Origin of the sequence: Prauserella isguenensis (assembly GCF_014191605.1) — a bacterium.
In the GTDB taxonomy this organism is placed as follows: domain Bacteria; phylum Actinomycetota; class Actinomycetes; order Mycobacteriales; family Pseudonocardiaceae; genus Prauserella; species Prauserella isguenensis.
In genome coordinates this window covers 555,787-573,740 of sequence record NZ_JACHWU010000003.1, presented here as the reverse complement: position 1 = coordinate 573,740, position 17,954 = coordinate 555,787, and the positions used below count along the sequence as shown (strand labels likewise).

The window sequence follows — 17,954 nt, the reverse complement described above, 5'->3', positions numbered from 1 at the left end:
GTGGGAGACGGATGGGCCGTTGCGCGGCCGCGGCCACGGCTTCGGCCGTGGGTGGCGCGGTATGTCGGGTACCGGTCCGCCGCTTCGGGCGGCGGGTCGGCCGTCCATCGGGGTCTGCCGAGCGGACATCTGACCCTCAACATCAGCCTCGGCGACCCGGTGCGCATCGTGGGCATGCCGCGCGACGACCAGGCGCCTGGTGAGTTCCGGGCACTGCTCGGCGGACTGCACACCTCGCCGGTGCTCATCGCGCGCAGCGGCACCGAGTACGGGATGGAGCTCGCGCTCGAACCCGCGGGTGCGGAGGCGGTGGCGGGCGTGCCCGCCGCCGAACTCACGGGCCACGTCCTCGACCTGGCAGATGTGGGCGGTGATCTCGCCGTGCTGCCGGAGCGGCTCGCCGAGGCGCCCGACTGGCAGAGCCGGTTCGCGATCCTCGACGACGTGCTCGGCGCCCGGGTGGGTGAGGTCACGAGCGACTCCGCCGAGGACGTCGCGTGGGCGTGGCGACGGATCCGCGGCTCCGGCGGGACCGTCAGGGTGGAGGCGCTCGCCCGCGAAACGGGCTGGAGCAGGCGCCACTTCGGCGAGCGGTTCCGGCGTGAGATCGGACTGACCCCCAAGCAGGCGGCCAGGGTCGTCCGATTCGAACGCGCCGTGGGGTTACTGAAGGCCGGTGGCGACCTCGCCGAGACCGCGGCCCGGTGCGGATTCTCCGACCAGCCGCACCTGACCGCGGAATGGCGGGCGCTCGCGGGCTGCGCGCCGACGGCATGGCTGGCCGCCGAGTTCCCGTTTCTCCAAGACCCGCTCACCGCTCCGGTCCCAGACTCGGAGCCATGACGAACACGAGGACCGACACCACCACCGACACCGCGACCGACACGGCCACGTCGGACCACACTCCCAAGCCCGGCGTGTGGCCCGGCGTGCTCTACGACGACATGGCCGCCGCCCGCGCGTTCCTCACCGGGGTACTCGGCTTCACCGAGGCGCTGATCGTCCCCGACGAGAGCGGCGGTGTCGTACACGGCGAACTCCGCTGGCCCGAGGGCGGCGGGGTCATGGTCGGGTCCCGCAGGCCCGAGGCGCACGGCGGAACGGGGGCGCTCGAACGGGCACCGCAGTGGATCTACGTCGTGACCGCCGACCCCGACGCCGTGTACGAGCGGGCGCGGGCCGCGGGCGCGACGGTCGAACAGGAACCGCACGACACCGACTACGGATCCCGCAACGTCGCGATCGCCGACCCCGAGGGCACCGTCTGGGTGTTCGGCACCTACCCGGGAGCCTGACGACCGGCCTGAACCGCGTACCGGACGGTGGTCGGACTCGCCGCCGGTACGCCCACCGGGGTGGTCGTTCCCCGTTACGAGGTGTTCTCTGGCAGTCTGGACGATGTGTTGCGGGTTGCTGGCGCGCGGCTCCTCGATGACAGGGACTATCCGGCCGTCCGGGCCGCGCTGGGCGTGAACCCGGTGGCGAACTGCATGGTGTCCGCGCGCGTCGAGATCGCGGGTGTGGACCCGTGGCGCCTCGGCGGTGAGCTGTGGGGCACCGACGGTCGCGAGGCCAACGGCGCGCTCGACGGGCTGTGCTTCGCCGGGCCGAACATGGTCCCGTTGTCCGGCGGCCACGCGGCGATCCGCTCGTTCGCGGATCGAGCGTTGCGCCGGTCGCGGAGGTGTTCCTCCGTGGTCGGACCGTCCGAGCAGGTACTGGGCCTGTGGGACGAACTGGCAGTCGACTGGGGACCCGCCCGCGAGGTCCGCGCGGAGCAGCCGCTGATGGCGCTCGAACGCCAGCCGGACGTCCTGCCCGACCGGCTCGTGCGACCCGTGCGGCCCGACGAACTGGAGCGCTACCTGCCCGCGGCCGTTGCGATGTTCACCGAGGAGGTCGGCGTCGACCCCCGCGCGGGCGACGGCGGCGCGGGGTACCGCGCCCGGGTCGCGGAACTGATCGCGAACGGGCGCGCGTTCGCACGATTCGAGGACGGCGAAGTGGTGTTCAAGGCGGAGATCGGAGCGCTGTCGCAGCACGTCGGCCAGATCCAGGGCGTGTGGGTGCATCCGGACCGCCGAGGAGAAGGACTCGGCGCGGCGGGCACGGCCGCGATCGCGTCGCGTCTGGTGAAAGGAATGGGCAGGGTGGCCAGCCTGTACGTCAACTCGTTCAACACCCCGGCGCTCGCGTCGTACCGCAAGATCGGCTTCCGCCAGGTGGGCAGCTTCGCGACGGTGTTGTTCTGAACCATGGCGAGACGTACTGCGACCGCCTTCGTGCTGACGGCCGTCCTGGCGATGTCCGGCTGCAGCGTGTTCGGAGGCAGCGGGGCCGAGAACGCCCTCGACGAGTTCCTCACCGCCTGGCAGGAGAACAAGCCCGGTGAAGCGGCAGCGCTGACCGACACACCCGGCACCGCCGAGGGGATGCTGCGCGGGACCGGCAAGTCGCTCGGCGCGGAGTCGCTGTCGGCCGAAGCGGGCGAGGTGACCGAAACCGCCGGTGGTGAACGTGCGGACGCCCGCTACACCCTCAGCTGGAAACTCGGCGACGGCCGCACCTGGCGCTACGACGCGCAGGCCGAACTGCGGTCCACCGACGACGGCTGGAAGGTGCATTTCGCGCCGACGGTCGTGCACCCGGACCTCGGGGCGCAGCAGAGCCTGTCGCTCGTGACCGAGACGCCCGCTCCCGCACCGGTGCTCGACCGCGACGGCGCCGCACTGTTGAAGACCGACACCGTGATCGGCGTCACGCTCGAACGGAAGGCCGCGGGACACCGGCTCGACCAGGTCGCGGGCACGCTGGCCGACGCCGTGTCCCGGTTCGACGACAGCATCACCAAACGCTCGATCCTCAAAGGCGCCCGCGACACCGAGGACGGCAGGCCCTACCTCGTCGTCAGCCTCAGGTCGGCGGACTACCAGTCGGTCAAGTCGCAGATCTACGAGCTGCCGGGGGTGCGGTTCACCAGTCAGGAGCGCCTGCTGGCCGCCGAACGAGGCCTCGGCGCCAAGATCCTCCCGATGATCCGTAACCACGTGTCCGAACGGGTGGCAGGGAAGGACGGCTGGAGGGTCGTCGTCAACGACAGCGCGGGCGCCGAGGTACGCGAACTGCACGCCGTGGAGGCCCGGCCGGCAGCGGCCGTGCACTCGACGCTGAGCCTGCCCGTCCAACAGGCCGCCGAGCGCGCGCTGCAGAACGTCGACGGTCCCGCGGCGATCGTGGCCCTCCGGCCGTCGAACGGTGACCTGCTGGCGGTCGCCCAGAACGAGGCGGCCGACCAACAGGGCGCGATCGCACTGACCGGGCGCTACCCACCCGGGTCGACCCTGAAAATGGCCACGGCCGCCGCCGCCCTCGACGCGGGCGAGACCCGGCCGAACGCGACGGTCGCGTGCCCGGCCACGACCACGATCGGCCACCGGCGCATCCCGAACGAGAACAACTTCGACCTGGGCAGGGTGCCGCTGCACACGGCGTTCGCCGAATCGTGCAACACGACGTTCTCCCAGCTCGCGGCGAAACTGCCGGACGACGCACTCACCAACTCCGCACGGTCACTGGGGATCGGCGCCGACTTCGTCATCCCCGGCATCACCACGATCACCGGCTCGGTGCCCGAATCCGGCGAACGAGTGCAGCGCGCGGAAAACGGCATCGGCCAGGGCAAGACACTCGCGAGCCCGTTCGGGATGGCGCTCGCTGCCGCGACGGTCGACACCGGCGAAATGCCCACCCCCGGGCTCGTCCGCGGAGACCGCACCAAGGCGAGCAAAACCGGCGAACCCTTGCCCGACGACGTGCTGCGACCGTTGCGGCGGATGATGCGCGAGGTCGTCACCGACGGCACCGCGACGGCACTGCAGGACCTGCCTGCGGTGCACGGGAAGACCGGGACCGCCCAGTACGGCGACGGCAGCAACTCCCACGGCTGGTTCGCCGGCTACGGCGACGCCGGGCCGCTCGACGACGTGGCGTTCGCGACCCTGCTCACCGGCGCAGGCTCGTCGAAACCCGCCGTCGACGTCACCGGCGACTTCTTGTCCGGCCTGCGATAACCCGGCGTCGCGTCGGCACCGACCTCGCTGCCCGCCCGGCCTCAGGACGCGCTACCGCGCGACTATGCTCGGGGCATGCCCGTTCGTGCTCCGTTGAAGCCCGGCGTTCAGACGCCTCGCCGTGAGGTCCCGTCGTCGATCGCCCGCCCCGAATATGTCGACAAGCCCGCTCCGAAGCGGGACAACAGTGGTGCGGTGCGCACGCCCGAGACCATCGAGGCGATGCGGGTGGCGAGCAAGATCGCGGCGCAGGCCCTGCAGGAGGGCGGCAAGGCCGTCAAGCCCGGCAACACGACGGACGACGTCGACAAGGTCGTGCACGAGTATCTGATGGATCACGGCGCCTATCCGTCGACCCTCGGATACCGCCGCTTCCCAAAGTCGTGCTGCACGTCGATGAACGAGGTCATCTGCCACGGCATCCCGGACTCGACGGTCATCGAGGACGGCGACATCTGCAACATCGATGTCACGGCGTACATCGGCGGCGTCCACGGGGACACGAACGCCACGTTCCTGGCCGGCGACGTCGACGAGGAGGCGCGCCTGCTGGTGGAGCGCACCGAGGAGGCGTTGAAGCGTGCGATCAAGGCCGTCAAGCCCGGTAGGCAGCTGAACGTCATAGGCCGGGTCATCGAGGCTTACGCCAAGCGGTTCGACTACGGCGTCGTTCGCGATTTCACCGGCCACGGCGTCGGCCCTGCTTTCCACACCGAGCCGACGGTGCTGCACTACGAGGAGCCGAACGTCACCACGCTCATCGAGGAAGGTATGACCTTCACGATCGAGCCGATGATCACGCTCGGCACGATCGACTACGACGTGTGGGACGACGACTGGACGGTCACCACTAAGGACAAGAAGTGGACCGCCCAGTTCGAACACACCCTTGTGGTGAACGCCGACGGCGCGGAGATCCTCACGCTGCCCTGAGCTCGCGCGCCTTGACTGTTGTCCGGCGCCGGATGCTGTGCCGCGGATGGGAGACGGTCCCGTTGACATCGGCGGTCGGTGCGGGCCTGTCACGCCGTCCATCCGGCCCACTCGCCGGCCGACCGGCCTCCGGGCGCGCCGTGTTCCGCTTGTGACGCCAGCGGTCGTATCGCTGGTGTCTCTGCGTCCGCAGCCCCAGGCTCTGTTCGCGGATGAGGTCGTTTCAGCACTGCCTGCGGAGCTCGGCGAGCCCCGCCGCTCCGCGTGGGGCGGCGCCGGGTGGGATGGTGGATCGGTTCGGTGGCCGTGGTGTGCACGGCACCGTTGGGCGTGGTCACCGCGGTGACGCCGGTTTCCGTGTCGTGCCGTATGCGCCAACCGGGATGGTTCTTGCGGGCGTGGTGGTGGTCGCACTTGGGACTGCCGTTGACAGTCGACGTGTCTCCACCATCGGCCCACGGCGTGTTGTGGTCGAAGTCGCAATGCCGGGCGGGGCGGTGGCACCACGGGATGCAGCACTCACGGTCGCGCACGGCGACCAGCTCTCGAACAGTGGCGGTGGGACGGCGTCGGGTGCGTCCCAGGTCGACGGGCCGGCCGCTGCCGGGGTCGCACAGCACCGCGCGCCAGGTGCTGTGCGGGTTGGTCATGATCTCGCGGGCGACCGGCCCCGGGATGGGCCCGTAGCCGTCGAGCTCACAGCCGTCGTCGGTGATCGCCAGAGCGGTGTCGACGGGCAGATGCACGTGCACCGTGGCCGCCGCCTTCGGCACGGTGGCTCCGGGATCGCGACCGAGGAGTAGGTCGGCGGCCACGTCGGCCCGCAGTTGGTCCATCGTCCGCCCGTCGCCGGCCCCGCCATCTTCCCGGTTCCGTCCGCGGAGGCGCCGCGCCAGCGCATCGAGGTGGCTCTTGACGGCCGTGCCCACGTCGGCCGGCAGGTCGACGGCGAGCCGAGACATCGCATGCTCGCGCGGCTGTAGCTCTACGCCCCGCTTATTACGCGCTGTGCGGGCACGCACCGCTTGCCCGTGTGGGTCGACGTGTTCCACGAGTCGTCGTGCCCGCCGAGCCAGGTTGACCGGCGCCCATGATCCTGTCGGGTCGGCGGCCAGTCGTTGCCCCAGCAGCGCATCCACACGGCGCGCGTGCTCGTTTCCGAGCGGGGCGGTCACGTCTACGAGTCGCCGCGCGCCGTAGGCCTCCAGCTGTCCGGCATGCATCCACCCGTGCACCGTCGGCAGACGTTGAGCCAGGGCCGTGGCCCGCCCGATCCTCCGGGAGGCCTCTGCGGCGGACACTCTCAACTCCGGCGCGACCTCGTCGGCCAGGCTGCGCACGTCGCCCTCGAGCTCGGCGAGTCGCGCCAGTGCCGTCATCTCGGCCGCGTCGGCACGGGCGCGTTCCGCCCGTGCCGTGCGTAGGTCCCTGATCAGCTCGTCTCGTTCCCCCATGGGCTCGACGGTATCGAATGTGTGTGCGAGTATCCATTGTCCGATCAGGTGAACTGGAAAGGGTGGAAACATGAGAAGTGTTCAAAAAGTGCCGGCCTGCGAGTGCGCAGTATTGGCCAGGTGGCAACCGTGGGAGCGGCGCGGGGCGGCGTGGTCTGCGGGATGCCTGCGGAACCATGATGGCGTCGGGGACGGGTGTCGACGCCGAGATCCAGGGCGGGCGGAGAGGTCGCGTGGAGTTCGACCACCGCCGAGTCGGTGTCCAGCCCCGTAGTCGGGGTGTCGTCGGGGCCCGTCACCCTGCCCGGCTGTCCGTGAATGTATCCGACCCCCACCGCATATCACTGAGATGTGTGGAGTGACCACATGGCCGTCGTGCGGGGTCCCGCTTACGGTCGACACCTGTGACCACGACCACTCCCATCGCCGCCGGAGAGGCCGCCGCGTCGCTGTATCCACCGCTGCACGGGCGCAGTGTGCTCGTCACGGGTGGTGCGAGCGGCATCGGCCGCGCCTGTGTGCGCGCGTTCGCCGAGGCGGGCGCATCGGTGCATCTCGTCGACGTCGACGAATGCGCCGCGGCCACCGCCGCAACCGAGTTCGGGGCACGCGCACACGTCGCCGACCTCACCGATCCGGAGGCGATCGAGGCCCTGCCCCGCGACATCGACATTCTCGTCAACAACGCGGGCATGCAGCATGTGGCGCCGATCCAAGACTTCCCGCCCGCGGCGTTCCGGACCATCCAGAACCTGATGGTCACGGCGCCCTTCCTGCTGCTGCGTCGCGTACTGCCCGTGATGTACGAACGCGGCTGGGGCCGCGTCGTCAACATCTCGAGCGTGCACGGACTTCGTGCCAGCCCGCACAAGTCCGCCTACGTCGCCGCCAAACACGCACTCGAAGGGCTGAGCAAGGTCACTGCGCTCGAAGCCGCGTCCCACGGTGTGACCAGCAACTGCATCGACCCCGGCTACGTGCGCACTCCGTTGGTCACCGGTCAGATCGCGGATCAGGCTCGTACGCGGGGAATCGGCGAGGAGGCCGTCACCGACGAGGTCTTCCTCGCACGTACCGCGGTGAAACGCCTCATCGAGCCCGAGGAGGTCGCAGCCGTCGCCGTGTGGCTGTGCGGCGATCACGCGGCCTACCTCACCGGCGCGTCCATCCCGGTCGACGGCGGTTGGACCGCCGCCTGAGGCCATCCGGGAACTCCCCACCCGTCCCGCACACACAACGAAGTGGTGATCGAGATGACAGATCCGACGTCCGGCCACGGGGCCGGCGCCGCCGAGTCCGGAGAGCAGCCGAAACAGACCTCCATCCTCCGTGTCGTCAGCGCGAGCATGATCGGGACCACCGTCGAGTGGTACGACTTCTTCCTGTACGGCTCGGCAGCGGCGCTCGTGTTCAACAAGCTCTTCTTCCCCGACTACGACCCGCTCGTCGGCGTGATGTTGGCGTTCGCCACCTACGCCATCGGATTCGTGGCCCGGCCGCTCGGTGGGCTCGTGTTCGGCCACTTCGGCGACAAGCTCGGCCGGAAGAAACTGCTCGTGCTCAGTCTGCTGTTGATGGGTGCGGCCACGTTCCTGATGGGCCTGTTGCCCACCTACGCGAGCATCGGCGTCGCGGCGCCACTGCTGTTGATCTTCCTGCGTCTCGTGCAGGGGTTCGCGGTCGGCGGCGAATGGGGCGGCGCCGTGCTGATCGTGTCCGAACACGGTGACGCGAAACGACGCGGATTCTGGGCCTCGTGGCCCCAGGCCGGGGTGCCGGCGGGGAACCTGCTCGCCACGGCCGTGCTGGCGGTACTCGCCACCGTGCAGAGCGACGCCGCGTTCGAGGCCTGGGGCTGGCGCATCCCGTTCCTGCTGTCAGGTGTGCTGGTCGGAATCGGACTGTGGATCCGGCTCGCGGTCGAGGAATCGCCGGTGTTCGTCGAGGCGGTCAAGAAGGCCGGCGAGAACCCGGCGCCAGAGAGGGCGCCGATCCTGTCGGTGCTCCGGTACAGCTGGCGCGAGGTGCTCATCGCGATGGGCGCGCGCTTCGGTGAGAACGCCTCCTACTACGTGATCACCGCGTTCGTGCTCACCTACCTCACGACGCACCTGGAACTACCGAAATCGCTCGGCCTCAACGCCGTGCTCGTCGGCTCGGCTGTGCATTTCGCGGTGATCCCGTTCTGGGGCTGGCTGTCCGACATCGTGGGACGCCGCGTCGTGTACCTGTTCGGTGCCGTCGGGATGGGTGTGTGGGCGTTCGCGTTCTTCGCGCTCCTCGACACCGCATCGGCGTGGGGCACCATCGCGGCCGTCACGGTCGGCCTGGTGCTGCACGGGGCCATGTACAGCCCGCAGGCCGCGTTCTTCTCCGAACTGTTCGGCACGAAGGTGCGTTACTCGGGCGCGTCGATCGGATACCAGCTCGCGTCGATCGCGGCGGGCGGTCTCGCGCCGCTCATCGCGACGGCACTGCTCAGCAGCACGGGCGCCAGCGTGGCGATCTCGCTGTACGTCGCCGCGACCTGTGCGATCACGATCGTCGCGGTGTACCTCGCCACGGAGACCAGGGGGCGGTCGCTGGTCGACGCGGGCGGGCCCGACGACGCGGGCGACCCCCGCTCGACAGCCGCCGGTGCGACCATCGAACGGTGACCGACGGCGCCGCCCGACTCCTGCGACTGCTGGCCGACGGCGCTTCGGCGGAGGAACTCGCCCGGACCGACACCGGCGAGACCGACGACGAAGCGCTGCGGCTGGCGCTGACGATCCGGCGCACCCTCGACGCGCACACCCGGCGTGAGGCCGAGCTGGCCGCGTTGTTCGACACGGCCAGCGACCTCGCACGGCTACGGGACCTCGACGCCGTGCTGCGGTCGATCGTCCACCGTGCGCGCATGCTGCTGCGGGTCGACGTGTCGTACCTGAGTCTGAACGACGAGGACTCCGACAACACCTACATGCGCGTGACGGACGGTTCGGCGTCGGCGCTGTTCCAGCAGGTACGCCTCGGGATGGGGGAGGGTCTCGGCGGGCTGGTCGCGCAGACGGTGCGGCCGTACGCGACGTCGAACTACCCGGCCGACGACCGGTTCCGCCACACCGGGCCGATCGACAGAGCGGTGCGCGACGAGGGGCTGATCGCCATCCTCGGCGTGCCGCTCGCGCTCGGGGACCGGGTGATCGGCGTGCTCTACGCCTCCGATCGGCGACCACGGACGTTCACCCCCGACGAAGTGGCGCTGCTGTCGTCGCTGGCCGACCACGCCGCCATCGCGATCGACAACGCCCGGCTCATCGAGTCGAGCGCGGTGGCGTTGGACGAGCTGGGCCAGGCCAACGAGACGATCCGCGCGCACCACGAGTCGCTGGCGCGGGCGCAGGACGCGCACGACCGGTTGGCCGAGCTCGTCCTCGGCGGTGCGGACGTGCAGCGTGTCGCGGAGGCCGTCGCGGCGGTGCTCGACGGGGGCATCGTCGTGCACGACCCCGACGGCGCCGAACTGGCGTGCGCGGGCGCGGAACAGGTGGGCCGCAGCCCGTACGCGCTCGCGGCGTCGCGTGCTTCGGGGCGTGCCGTCGTCGACGGGGACGCCTGGGTGTGTGCCGTCATGGCGGGTCCGCAGCTGCTCGGCAGCATCACGCTCACCGGCAGGCCCGGTCTCGGTGACGCGGACAGGCGACTGTTCGAACGCGCGGGTTTGGTCACGGCGTTGTTGCTGTTGCTGCGGTCGTCGGCGGCCGAAGCCGAGGACCGGGTGCGAGGGGAGCTGCTCACCGACCTGCTCAGCGCTCCCGAACGGGATCCGTCTGCGTTGCTGGAACGTGGCCGCAGGCTCGGCCTCGACCTGAGCGAGCCGCATGCCGTCCTGTTGCTGCACGCCGACGGCGAGGCGGGGCTCACGCGTGCTCGGCTGGCCTCGGCCGCGACGCGCTACGGCGTCCTCGCGGGCGTCCACGCCGACCGCGTGGTCGTGCTGACGAGGTCCGAGGGGCCGGGTGACGCCGCACGGACCGTCGCGGGGGAGCTCACGCGCCGGCTCGGCGGCCCGGTCACGGTCGGGTCGGCGGGCCCTGCCCACGGACCTGCACAGATCGCGGAGGCGCACGCCGAGGCCGCGCGCTGCCTGCGCGCGTTGCTCGTGCTGGGCAGGCAGGGGACCGGGGCGGACGCGGCGGACCTCGGATTCGTCGGCCTGTTGCTCGGCGACCGCGCGAACGTTCCCGACTTCGTGCGCAGCACACTCGGACCCGTGCTCGACTACGACGCCGAGCGCGGCACGGATCTCGTGAACACGCTGTCCGCCTACTTCGCGTGCAACGGCAGCCTGACGCGCGCCAAGGACCGGCTGCACGTCCACGTCAACACGGTGTCCCAGCGGCTCGAGCGGCTGTCCTCGTTGCTCGGCGACGACTGGCAGCAGCCGGAGCGTGCTCTCGAGCTCCAGCTGGCGCTCCGGCTGCACCGGCTCGCCTGACGGTGGCGGCCCGGTCCGGTCGTCACCACCCTGCGGCACGAGCTCGGGGACGGCCTGGAACTGCAACACGCGCCCCGGAGTACGCAACACGGGCCCCGGAACCTGCAACACGCCCGGTCAGCGTGGGTCGCTGCGTGCGTGGAGTTCGGCGAAGAAGGCGCACACCTCGGTGGCTGCACGGTCGGCGTCCCGCGCGGTGATCGCGTCGAGCAGGCCGCGGTGGCCGGATTCCTCGGGCTGCGGCACGTCGAGCCGGGTGGTCGCCGCGACGCTGGCGACGACGACCTCGGTGAGGCCCCGGTACAGTTCGGTGAGGACGGAATTGTGTGCCGCCTCGATGGCGGCCTGGTGGAAGGCTGCGTCGGTGCGGACGTAGTCGTCGATCCGCCGGTCGGCCCATGCGCGGTCGCGGCCGTCGAGCAGTTCGCGCAGGCGGGTGATGTCGGCGTCGGTGCGTGCCGCGGCTGCGAGGCGGGCACCCTCGACCTCGAGGGGTTTGCGTACCTGGAGGATCTCGCGCAGTTCCGTGCCCGCCAGCTTGCGGATCGCGCCGGACACCTCACTGGTGGCGCGCACGTACGTCCCATCACCCTGCCGGACCTCGAGCAGGCCGCTGTGCGCCAGGGCGCGGACCGCCTCACGCACGGTGTTGCGCCCGACGCCGAGATCACCGGCCAGCGACGCCTCGGTGGGGATGCGCTCACCGAGGGGCCATTCGCCGCTGCGGATCGCTCCGCGCAGCTGGCCGATCACCTGGTCGACCAGGCCGGAGCGTTGGGGCGCGGACAGTGGCACAGGCTGCACCTCCTTCGGGGCCGGCCATTCTGCCGAATGCCGACCACCCGGCGAAAGGTTGGTTCGCCCGGTCATCCTACCTTTTGTTAACGTCGGGGGTATGGCGAGCAGCTCGATGGAATCCCGCGCGGTGGACTCGGCCGCCGCGGGATCCGACACCGCGGCGGCCGATGCTGCGGACCCCGACACCGCGGTGGCACCGGCCGCGTCGGGAACCGGACGACGTCGGTGGCACGGCGCGGCGGGCGCCGGTGCCGGCCTGCTCGCCGTGGCCGTCGTGCTCGCGGCGATGAATCTCCGGCCGTCGGTGACCTCGGTGGGAGCCATCCTCGACGAGGTCACTCGCACCCTCGGAGCGAGCGGCACGTGGGCGGGTGCGCTGACCACGATGCCCGGACTGTGCTTCGCGCTCGCCGGGTTCGGCGCGCCCTGGCTGGCTCGGCGGATCGGCCTGTCGGCGGCCGTCGCGACGGCCTTGGGGGTCCTCACGGGCGGGCTGGTGCTGCGCGTCGTCGACGGGCCGTCCGTGGTGCTGGCCGGGACGTTCGTGGCCAGCGCGGGCATCGCCCTCGCGAACGTCCTCATTCCCGTCGTCATCAAGACCTCGTTCGCCGCGCGGGTCGGCCTGATGACCGGCGTCTACACGGCGGCGCTGCAGACCGGCGGCGCGTTGGGGTCCTCGGTGACCCCGCCGCTGACGGAAACCACCGGCGGCTGGCGGGGTGGACTCGGCGGCTGGGCCGTGCTGGCCGTGGTGGCACTGGTGCTGTGGTTCGCGGCGACGCGCGGCGGCGGCCTCAGCGCCTCGCACGCGGCGCAGTCGGGCGAGCCCCGCCGGTCACTGCTACGGAACCGACTCGCGTGGATCGTCACCGGATTCTTCGGCACCCAGGCGTGCTTCGCGTACATCATGATGGGCTGGATGCCGCAGGTCCTCATCGACGCGGGCGTGAGCCGGACCAGTGCCGGCCTGCTGATGGGCCTTGTGTCACTGCTGGGCCTGCCCGTCAGCTTCTTCGTGCCGCCGCTCGTCGTCGCGCGTGGCGGTCTCGGATTCTGGTCCCTCGCGCTCGGACTGCTCGGCATCACCGGCCTGACGGGGCTGCTGCTGGCGCCCGCCGCGGCGCCGCTGCTCTGGTCCGTCCTCATCGGACTCGGCATGGCGGTGTTCTCACTCGCCATCACCGCGATCACGCTGCGCGGACGGACCGGCACCGACACGGCGTCGCTGTCCGGTATGGCGCAGGGGCTCGGCTATCTGCTCGGCGCGGCCGGCCCGTTCGCCTTCGGCGTGCTGCACGACCTCACCGGCGGATGGACGGTGCCGCTGACGATGGTGATCGCCGTCGTGACCGCCCAGCTCGTGTTCGGCTGGTACGCGGGCAAGGAGCGATACGTCTAGCGGCTGGTCTGCGCGCGGGGCGCGAGACGCGCCCGAGGCATGATCACGGGAAGAATCGGGCACCCACCCGTCGGCCCGGCCACCACTCCTCACCGGCACGCTCACGGGTGGCTGTGAATCTGCCCCCAGGGTGCCCTTGGAGCGTTCCGCAGGCCCTCGGGGTCGAACGGGGAGCGGTCGTCAGTCCAACGGCAGGTTCAGCAGGGCGTTCTCGATCAGCTCCGGCATGGCCGGGTGGATCCAGTACTGACCGCGGGCCATGCTGCGAGCGTCGATCTCGAAGCTCATCGCCTGGATCAAGGGCTGGATGAGGGTCGGCGCCTGCGGGCCGATGATGTGCGCGCCGATCAGCCGACCGGTCGACGGATCCGCGAGCAGCTTGGCGAAGTGCGACTCGTCCTCCATGGCCCAGCCGTAGGCGATGCCGCCGTAGTCCTGCGTCGCCGTCACGTACGCCACGCCCTGAGCGGCCGCGTCCCGTTCCGTCAGCCCGACCGACGCGATCTGCGGTGAGCCGAACACCGCGTGCGGCACGAACCGGTGGTCGACCGTCACGGGCGAGTCCTCGACGCCGAGGTCGTGCAACAGGTTGTGCTGCACCACGCGCGCCTCGTGATTGGCGACGTGCTTGAGCTCGGCGGGGGAACTGATGTCGCCCAGCGCGTAGATGCCGTCGACGGCGGTGCGCTGGTACTCGTCGACCTCCACGTGTCCCGACCTCGTCACCGCGACGCCCGTGGCCTCGACGTCGAGCAGGTCCGCGTTGGACCGCCTGCCGGTGGCGACCAGCAGCAGGTCGCCCTCGACGGTCTCCGCGCCGCCCGGCCCCTCGAGGTCGAGCTCGACCCCGGTCCCGGTGTTGCGGGCCAGCGTCGTGGTGCGGTTCAGGCGCAGATCGATCCGCTGCGACGCGAGTGCCGTGTAGCGGCGGCTGACGTCCTCGTCCTCGGCGCGCAGCATCGCCCCGGAACGCGCGATCATGGTGACGTCGACGCCGAACGCCGAGAACACGTGCGCGAACTCGGCCGCGATGAATCCGCTGCCGAGGATCACCAGGCGGCGCGGCAGCTCGTCGATCCGCATGATCGTGTCCGACGTGTGGAAGTCCGTCTCGGCCAGCCCCGGCACGTCGGGAGCGACCGCGCGGCCGCCCGCGGCGAGGACGAACCGGTCCGCGGTGATCGTCTCGGTCCCGCCTGCCAGCTCGACGGTCAACTCCTTGTGCCCGGTGAACCGGCCCTGGCCCTCGTAGACGGTGACGTTCGCGTTGTCGTCGTGTTCGATGCGGTACTCACGGCCGCCCGCGGCGATGGCGTCGATGCGCCCGAAGATGCGGTCGCGGATGTCGCGCCAGCGCACCCCGTCGAGCGTCTCGTCGACACCGAGCCGTGCCGCAGAGGCCGGTGTGGCCGCCAGATCCGCGGGGTGGACGAACATCTTCGTCGGGATGCAGCCGACGTTCAGGCATGTGCCGCCGAACACGCCCTTCTCGACGATGGCGACCTTCCGGTCGGCGAAGCGCTGGTCGAGGATCGAGTTCCCCGAGCCGGTCCCGATGATGACGATGTCGTAGTGCGGCACGTCGGTACCCTCTCAGGCCGTGGGTTTGCCGGTCTGTCCGCCTACCTCAACCCGTCCCGACGTCCGAGTGTTCCCAGGAGGCCGAGGCGTGGCTGCGAGGCGAGCGTGACACTGAGGGGCGGCATAGCTGTGAGGGGCGACATGGCGGTGAGGGGCGACATGATTGTTGGGGCGGCATGGTTGTGAGGGGCGGCATAGCTGTGGGGGACGGCATGGTGGTGGGGGAAGCATGGTTCTGAACGGTCCGCAGCGGCGTGGCCGGTCCGCGGGCCGCGGAGCCCGCCGGGTGCCGGTCGTGATCCTCGCCGGTTTCCTCGGCGCGGGGAAGACGACGCTGCTGAACCACCTGCTCGCGGGCACCCGTGGCACGCGCATCGGCGTCGTCGTCAACGACTTCGGCAGCGTGAACGTCGACGCGCTCAGCGTGGCGGGGCAGGTCGACTCGATGGTCTCGCTCGAGAACGGCTGCCTGTGCTGCGCGGTCGATGCGAGCGGACTGGACCGGATGCTGTCGACCCTCACCGATCCGTCCGCCGATCTCGACCTCGTCGTCGTGGAGGCCAGCGGGTTGGCCGAGCCGCGGAGCCTCGTCCGGCTCGTGCTCGCCAGCGAGGACCCGTACCTCGAGTACGGCGGCCTGGTGGAACTCGTCGACGCCGCCGAGTTCCCGGCCATGCGCGAGCAGCACCCCGAACTGGCCGACCAGGTGGCGATGGCGGACCTCGTCGTGCTCAACAAGGTCGACCGCGCCGCCGACGGGGTGGCCGAGCTGGTCGGTGAACTGGCGGGTGCGACGCCGGTGTTGCCCACCGAGTTCGGGCGGATCGACCCGGAGCTGTTGTTCGACCGCGTCGACCGGGGACGGCACGCGGGCCCGCGGCAGCTGACGTTCGACGACCTGCGCTTCGAGGACGCCGAAGCCGGCTGCGGCTCCGGCGATGACCACGACGATCACACCGGGCACGCGCACACCGCCTACGACACCGTGACCGTCGAAACCGGACCGCTGCACCCACGCCGGTTCGCCGCCTTCCTCGAGACCCGGCCCGCAGGCCTGTACCGGATGAAGGGCACCGTCTCGGTCGGCGTGCCCGGGCACGGTGACGCGTACGAGGTACACACCGTGGGGGCGTACGTCCGCGTGGAGCGTGTCGCGCCGCAGGCGGACCCGGCGACCGGGTTGGTGCTCATCGGCGCCGGAGTGGACGCGGACGGACTGCGCGCCGAGGTCGAACGGTGCTCCACGGCGGTGGCGGGCGAGGCCGTCGAGCAGGACCTGCTGCCGCTGCTGCGCTACGTCGTCGACCCGTCCCGCAACGGCGGGGACGCGGGCGTCGCCGGTGTCGACGAGGGAACGGACGGCCATATCGGCGAAGGTGCGGACGGCGCATGGCCGGTGAATCCCGCGGAGTTCGGGGCCGACGAGTTCACGGCCGTGGACGATGTGGTTGTGGCGGACCCGGATGTGGTTGTCGGGGACCCGGAGGACGGTGCCGCGGACCCGGAGGACGAGGCGCGACCGGAGCCTGCGCCGACTGGCTGTGTCGCCCATCCCGAGGCCTTCGACGGACTGGTCGCTCCGGAGGATTTCGACCCCGAGCGGTAACCCGGCCCACGTCGCGCGGTCGGCCGGATGACCGTCACGACGGCAGGCGCGGTCTCGGATCGGGACGGCCGCGACGGCTTTCCGGGGGGAGCCGTCAGTGCTGGGTGAGTTTCAGGGTCGGCAGGTCGGCGGGAACGCCGTCGGTGATCAGCTTCTCCAGCGCGGCCGTGTCGACGTTCTCCTCGATGGCGTCGGCCAGCCCGTCGAGCATCGCCTCGCGTCGTTCGGCGAAGCCGGGCGCGTCGGCGGGTGTCCAGTCCACCCCGGTCTGCCGAGCGGCCTGGGTGAGCCAGGCCCTGCGGAACGCGTCGTTCTCGAACACGCCGTGCCACATCGTGCCCCACACGGCGCCGTTGCGGAGGCCGTCGAGGAACGGTTCGGAGGTGTGCCCGCGGTCGTGCTCGGCGACACCGTGGTGGATCTCGTAGCCGGACACGTCGTGGCCACGCCACTGCGTGGACGGCGTTGCGAGGGTCTTGTCGGCCCTGAACGCCACCGACATCGGCAGCAGTCCGAGCCCGGCCGCCTCGTCGTCGGTGGATTCGACCCCGTCGGTGATGGCCCTGCCGAGCATCTGGTAGCCGCCGCAGATGCCGAGCACCGGCCTGCCCTTCTCGGCGCGGTGACGTACGGCGGCGTCGATTCCGCGCCTGCGCAGCCACGCCAGGTCGTCCACAGTCGACCGTGTGCCGGGGAGGACGGCGACGTCGGCGGCGGCGACGACGTCCGGATCGGCCGTCACGGTCACGTCGACGCCGGGTTCGGCCGCCAGCGGGTCGAGGTCCGTGGCGTTGGACACGCGCGGGAAACGCACCGCGGCCACGCGCAGGGTCGCACCGGCTCCCGGACGATGTCCGTCCCAGCCCGCGATCGCGAGCGCGTCCTCGGAGTCGAGCCACACGTCGGGGAGCCAGGGGAGAACGCCCAGCACGGGGCGGCCGGTCAGTTCGGCCACCGACCGCAGTCCCGGTTCGAGCAGCGTCGCGTCACCACGGAACTTGTTCACCAGGAACGCCGCGAGGTGCGCCTGATCGGCCTCGTCGACGATGCCGACCGTGCCGGCCAGTGCCGCGAGCAGCCCGCCGCGGTCGACGTCGCCGACCACCAGCACGGGCAGGTCCGCCGCGCGGGCCAGGCCCATGTTCACGTAGTCGCCGTCGCGCAGATTGGTCTCCGCGGGACTGCCCGCGCCCTCGCAGACGACGACGTCGAACCGTTCCCGCAGCTCGGCCAGCGCGCCGAAGGCCGCGTCCGCCAGTTCGCGGCGGCCGTGGGCCCAATCACCCGCGTGGAGGTCGCCCCACGGGGTGCCGCGCAGCACGACGTGACTGCGCCGGTCGCCGCCGGGCTTCAGGAGAACCGGATTCATCGCCGACTCGGGCTCGGCGCCCGCGGCGACCGCCTGGAGCCACTGCGCCCGCCCGATCTCGGCCCCATCGGAGCAGACCATCGAATTGTTCGACATGTTCTGCGCCTTGAACGGCGCAACCCGCACGCCGCGGCGCGCGAGCCACCGGCACACGCCGGCGGCCACTGTGGACTTGCCGGCGTCGGATGTCGTTCCTGCGATCAAGAGGCCACCACGCACGCCAGCACGGTAGTCCACCCGATCCAGCGACCCCGGATTCGGGCA

Annotated in this window: 13 protein-coding genes and 1 pseudogene; 10 read left to right on the top strand and 4 right to left on the bottom strand. The window is 71.1% G+C overall.

Annotated elements, in window-relative coordinates; translation table 11 throughout:
* From FHS23_RS15410 to map, 5 genes are all read left to right on the top strand, one after another.
* Entirely contained in the window at positions 1-843 is an 843-nt protein-coding gene (locus FHS23_RS15410) for a helix-turn-helix domain-containing protein (RefSeq protein WP_183655344.1), read from the top strand.
* Positions 840-1,295: a VOC family protein gene (locus tag FHS23_RS15405; RefSeq protein WP_183655340.1), complete on the top strand. Its 456-nt coding sequence runs from the start codon at positions 840-842 to the stop codon at positions 1,293-1,295. The genes FHS23_RS15410 and FHS23_RS15405 overlap by 4 nt, the downstream gene beginning before the upstream one ends.
* A gap of 105 nt (positions 1,296-1,400) precedes the next feature.
* Entirely contained in the window at positions 1,401-2,252 is an 852-nt protein-coding gene (locus tag FHS23_RS15400) for a GNAT family N-acetyltransferase (RefSeq protein WP_183655337.1), read from the top strand.
* Positions 2,253-2,255: 3 nt separating this feature from the next.
* Positions 2,256-4,070, top strand: coding sequence for a penicillin-binding transpeptidase domain-containing protein (locus tag FHS23_RS15395; RefSeq protein WP_183655334.1), 1,815 nt, complete (start codon positions 2,256-2,258; stop codon positions 4,068-4,070).
* A 75-nt stretch (positions 4,071-4,145) separates the two neighbouring features.
* On the top strand, positions 4,146-5,003 hold the full coding sequence (gene map / locus FHS23_RS15390; protein ID WP_183655331.1) for a type I methionyl aminopeptidase: 858 nt from the start codon (positions 4,146-4,148) through the stop codon (positions 5,001-5,003).
* Positions 5,004-5,092: 89 nt separating this feature from the next.
* Here map and FHS23_RS15385 read toward each other — a convergent pair whose 3' ends face one another.
* Positions 5,093-6,457 (bottom strand): HNH endonuclease signature motif containing protein, encoded by a 1,365-nt coding sequence (locus tag FHS23_RS15385; protein WP_183655326.1) that lies wholly within the window; start codon positions 6,455-6,457, stop codon positions 5,093-5,095.
* Between the two features lie 404 nt (positions 6,458-6,861).
* On the opposite strand from FHS23_RS15385, the gene FHS23_RS15380 reads away from it, so the two are divergent.
* From FHS23_RS15380 to FHS23_RS15370, 3 genes are read left to right on the top strand one after another with little or no spacing between them, the layout of a single operon-like run.
* The gene (locus tag FHS23_RS15380; RefSeq protein ID WP_425501128.1) at positions 6,862-7,656 is read left to right on the top strand and encodes a 3-hydroxybutyrate dehydrogenase; all 795 of its coding nucleotides are present in this window, start codon (positions 6,862-6,864) and stop codon (positions 7,654-7,656) included.
* 54 nt (positions 7,657-7,710) lie between these two features.
* Complete coding sequence (locus FHS23_RS15375) at positions 7,711-9,114, top strand: MFS transporter (protein ID WP_183655323.1); 1,404 nt, start codon at positions 7,711-7,713, stop codon at positions 9,112-9,114.
* The gene (locus FHS23_RS15370; RefSeq protein ID WP_183655320.1) at positions 9,111-10,937 is read left to right on the top strand and encodes a GAF domain-containing protein; all 1,827 of its coding nucleotides are present in this window, start codon (positions 9,111-9,113) and stop codon (positions 10,935-10,937) included. Before FHS23_RS15375 ends, FHS23_RS15370 begins: the two co-directional genes overlap by 4 nt.
* Positions 10,938-11,054: 117 nt before the next feature.
* Here the strand turns inward: FHS23_RS15370 and FHS23_RS15365 are convergent, their stop codons facing one another.
* Complete coding sequence (locus tag FHS23_RS15365; RefSeq protein WP_183655317.1) at positions 11,055-11,732, bottom strand: FCD domain-containing protein; 678 nt, start codon at positions 11,730-11,732, stop codon at positions 11,055-11,057.
* A 100-nt stretch (positions 11,733-11,832) separates the two neighbouring features.
* On the opposite strand from FHS23_RS15365, the gene FHS23_RS15360 reads away from it, so the two are divergent.
* Positions 11,833-13,134, top strand: a complete 1,302-nt coding sequence (locus FHS23_RS15360) for an MFS transporter (RefSeq protein ID WP_425501127.1) — start codon at positions 11,833-11,835, stop codon at positions 13,132-13,134.
* Between the two features lie 180 nt (positions 13,135-13,314).
* Here FHS23_RS15360 and FHS23_RS15355 read toward each other — a convergent pair whose 3' ends face one another.
* Positions 13,315-14,715: a mycothione reductase gene (locus tag FHS23_RS15355; protein ID WP_183655314.1), complete on the bottom strand. Its 1,401-nt coding sequence runs from the start codon at positions 14,713-14,715 to the stop codon at positions 13,315-13,317.
* 229 nt (positions 14,716-14,944) lie between these two features.
* Here FHS23_RS15355 and FHS23_RS15350 point away from each other — a divergent pair.
* A pseudogene (locus FHS23_RS15350) lies at positions 14,945-16,021 on the top strand (CobW family GTP-binding protein); the annotation flags it as partial.
* Between the two features lie 394 nt (positions 16,022-16,415).
* On the opposite strand, the gene FHS23_RS15345 reads toward FHS23_RS15350, so the two are convergent.
* Positions 16,416-17,909 (bottom strand): cobyric acid synthase, encoded by a 1,494-nt coding sequence (locus FHS23_RS15345; RefSeq protein WP_183655308.1) that lies wholly within the window; start codon positions 17,907-17,909, stop codon positions 16,416-16,418.
* Positions 17,910-17,954 lie beyond the last annotated feature (45 nt).

Bases quoted from the DNA above. Each gene is read 5' to 3' on its own strand.
- FHS23_RS15375 (WP_183655323.1), top strand. From the start codon at position 7,711: ATGACAGATCCGACGTCCGGCCACGGGGCCGGCGCCGCCGAGTCCGGA.
- FHS23_RS15360 (WP_425501127.1), top strand. From the start codon at position 11,833: ATGGCGAGCAGCTCGATGGAATCCCGCGCGGTGGACTCGGCCGCCGCG.
- FHS23_RS15405 (WP_183655340.1), top strand. From the start codon at position 840: ATGACGAACACGAGGACCGACACCACCACCGACACCGCGACCGACACG.
- FHS23_RS15395 (WP_183655334.1), top strand. From the start codon at position 2,256: ATGGCGAGACGTACTGCGACCGCCTTCGTGCTGACGGCCGTCCTGGCG.
- FHS23_RS15385 (WP_183655326.1), bottom strand. From the start codon at position 6,457: ATGGGGGAACGAGACGAGCTGATCAGGGACCTACGCACGGCACGGGCG.
- map (WP_183655331.1), top strand. From the start codon at position 4,146: ATGCCCGTTCGTGCTCCGTTGAAGCCCGGCGTTCAGACGCCTCGCCGT.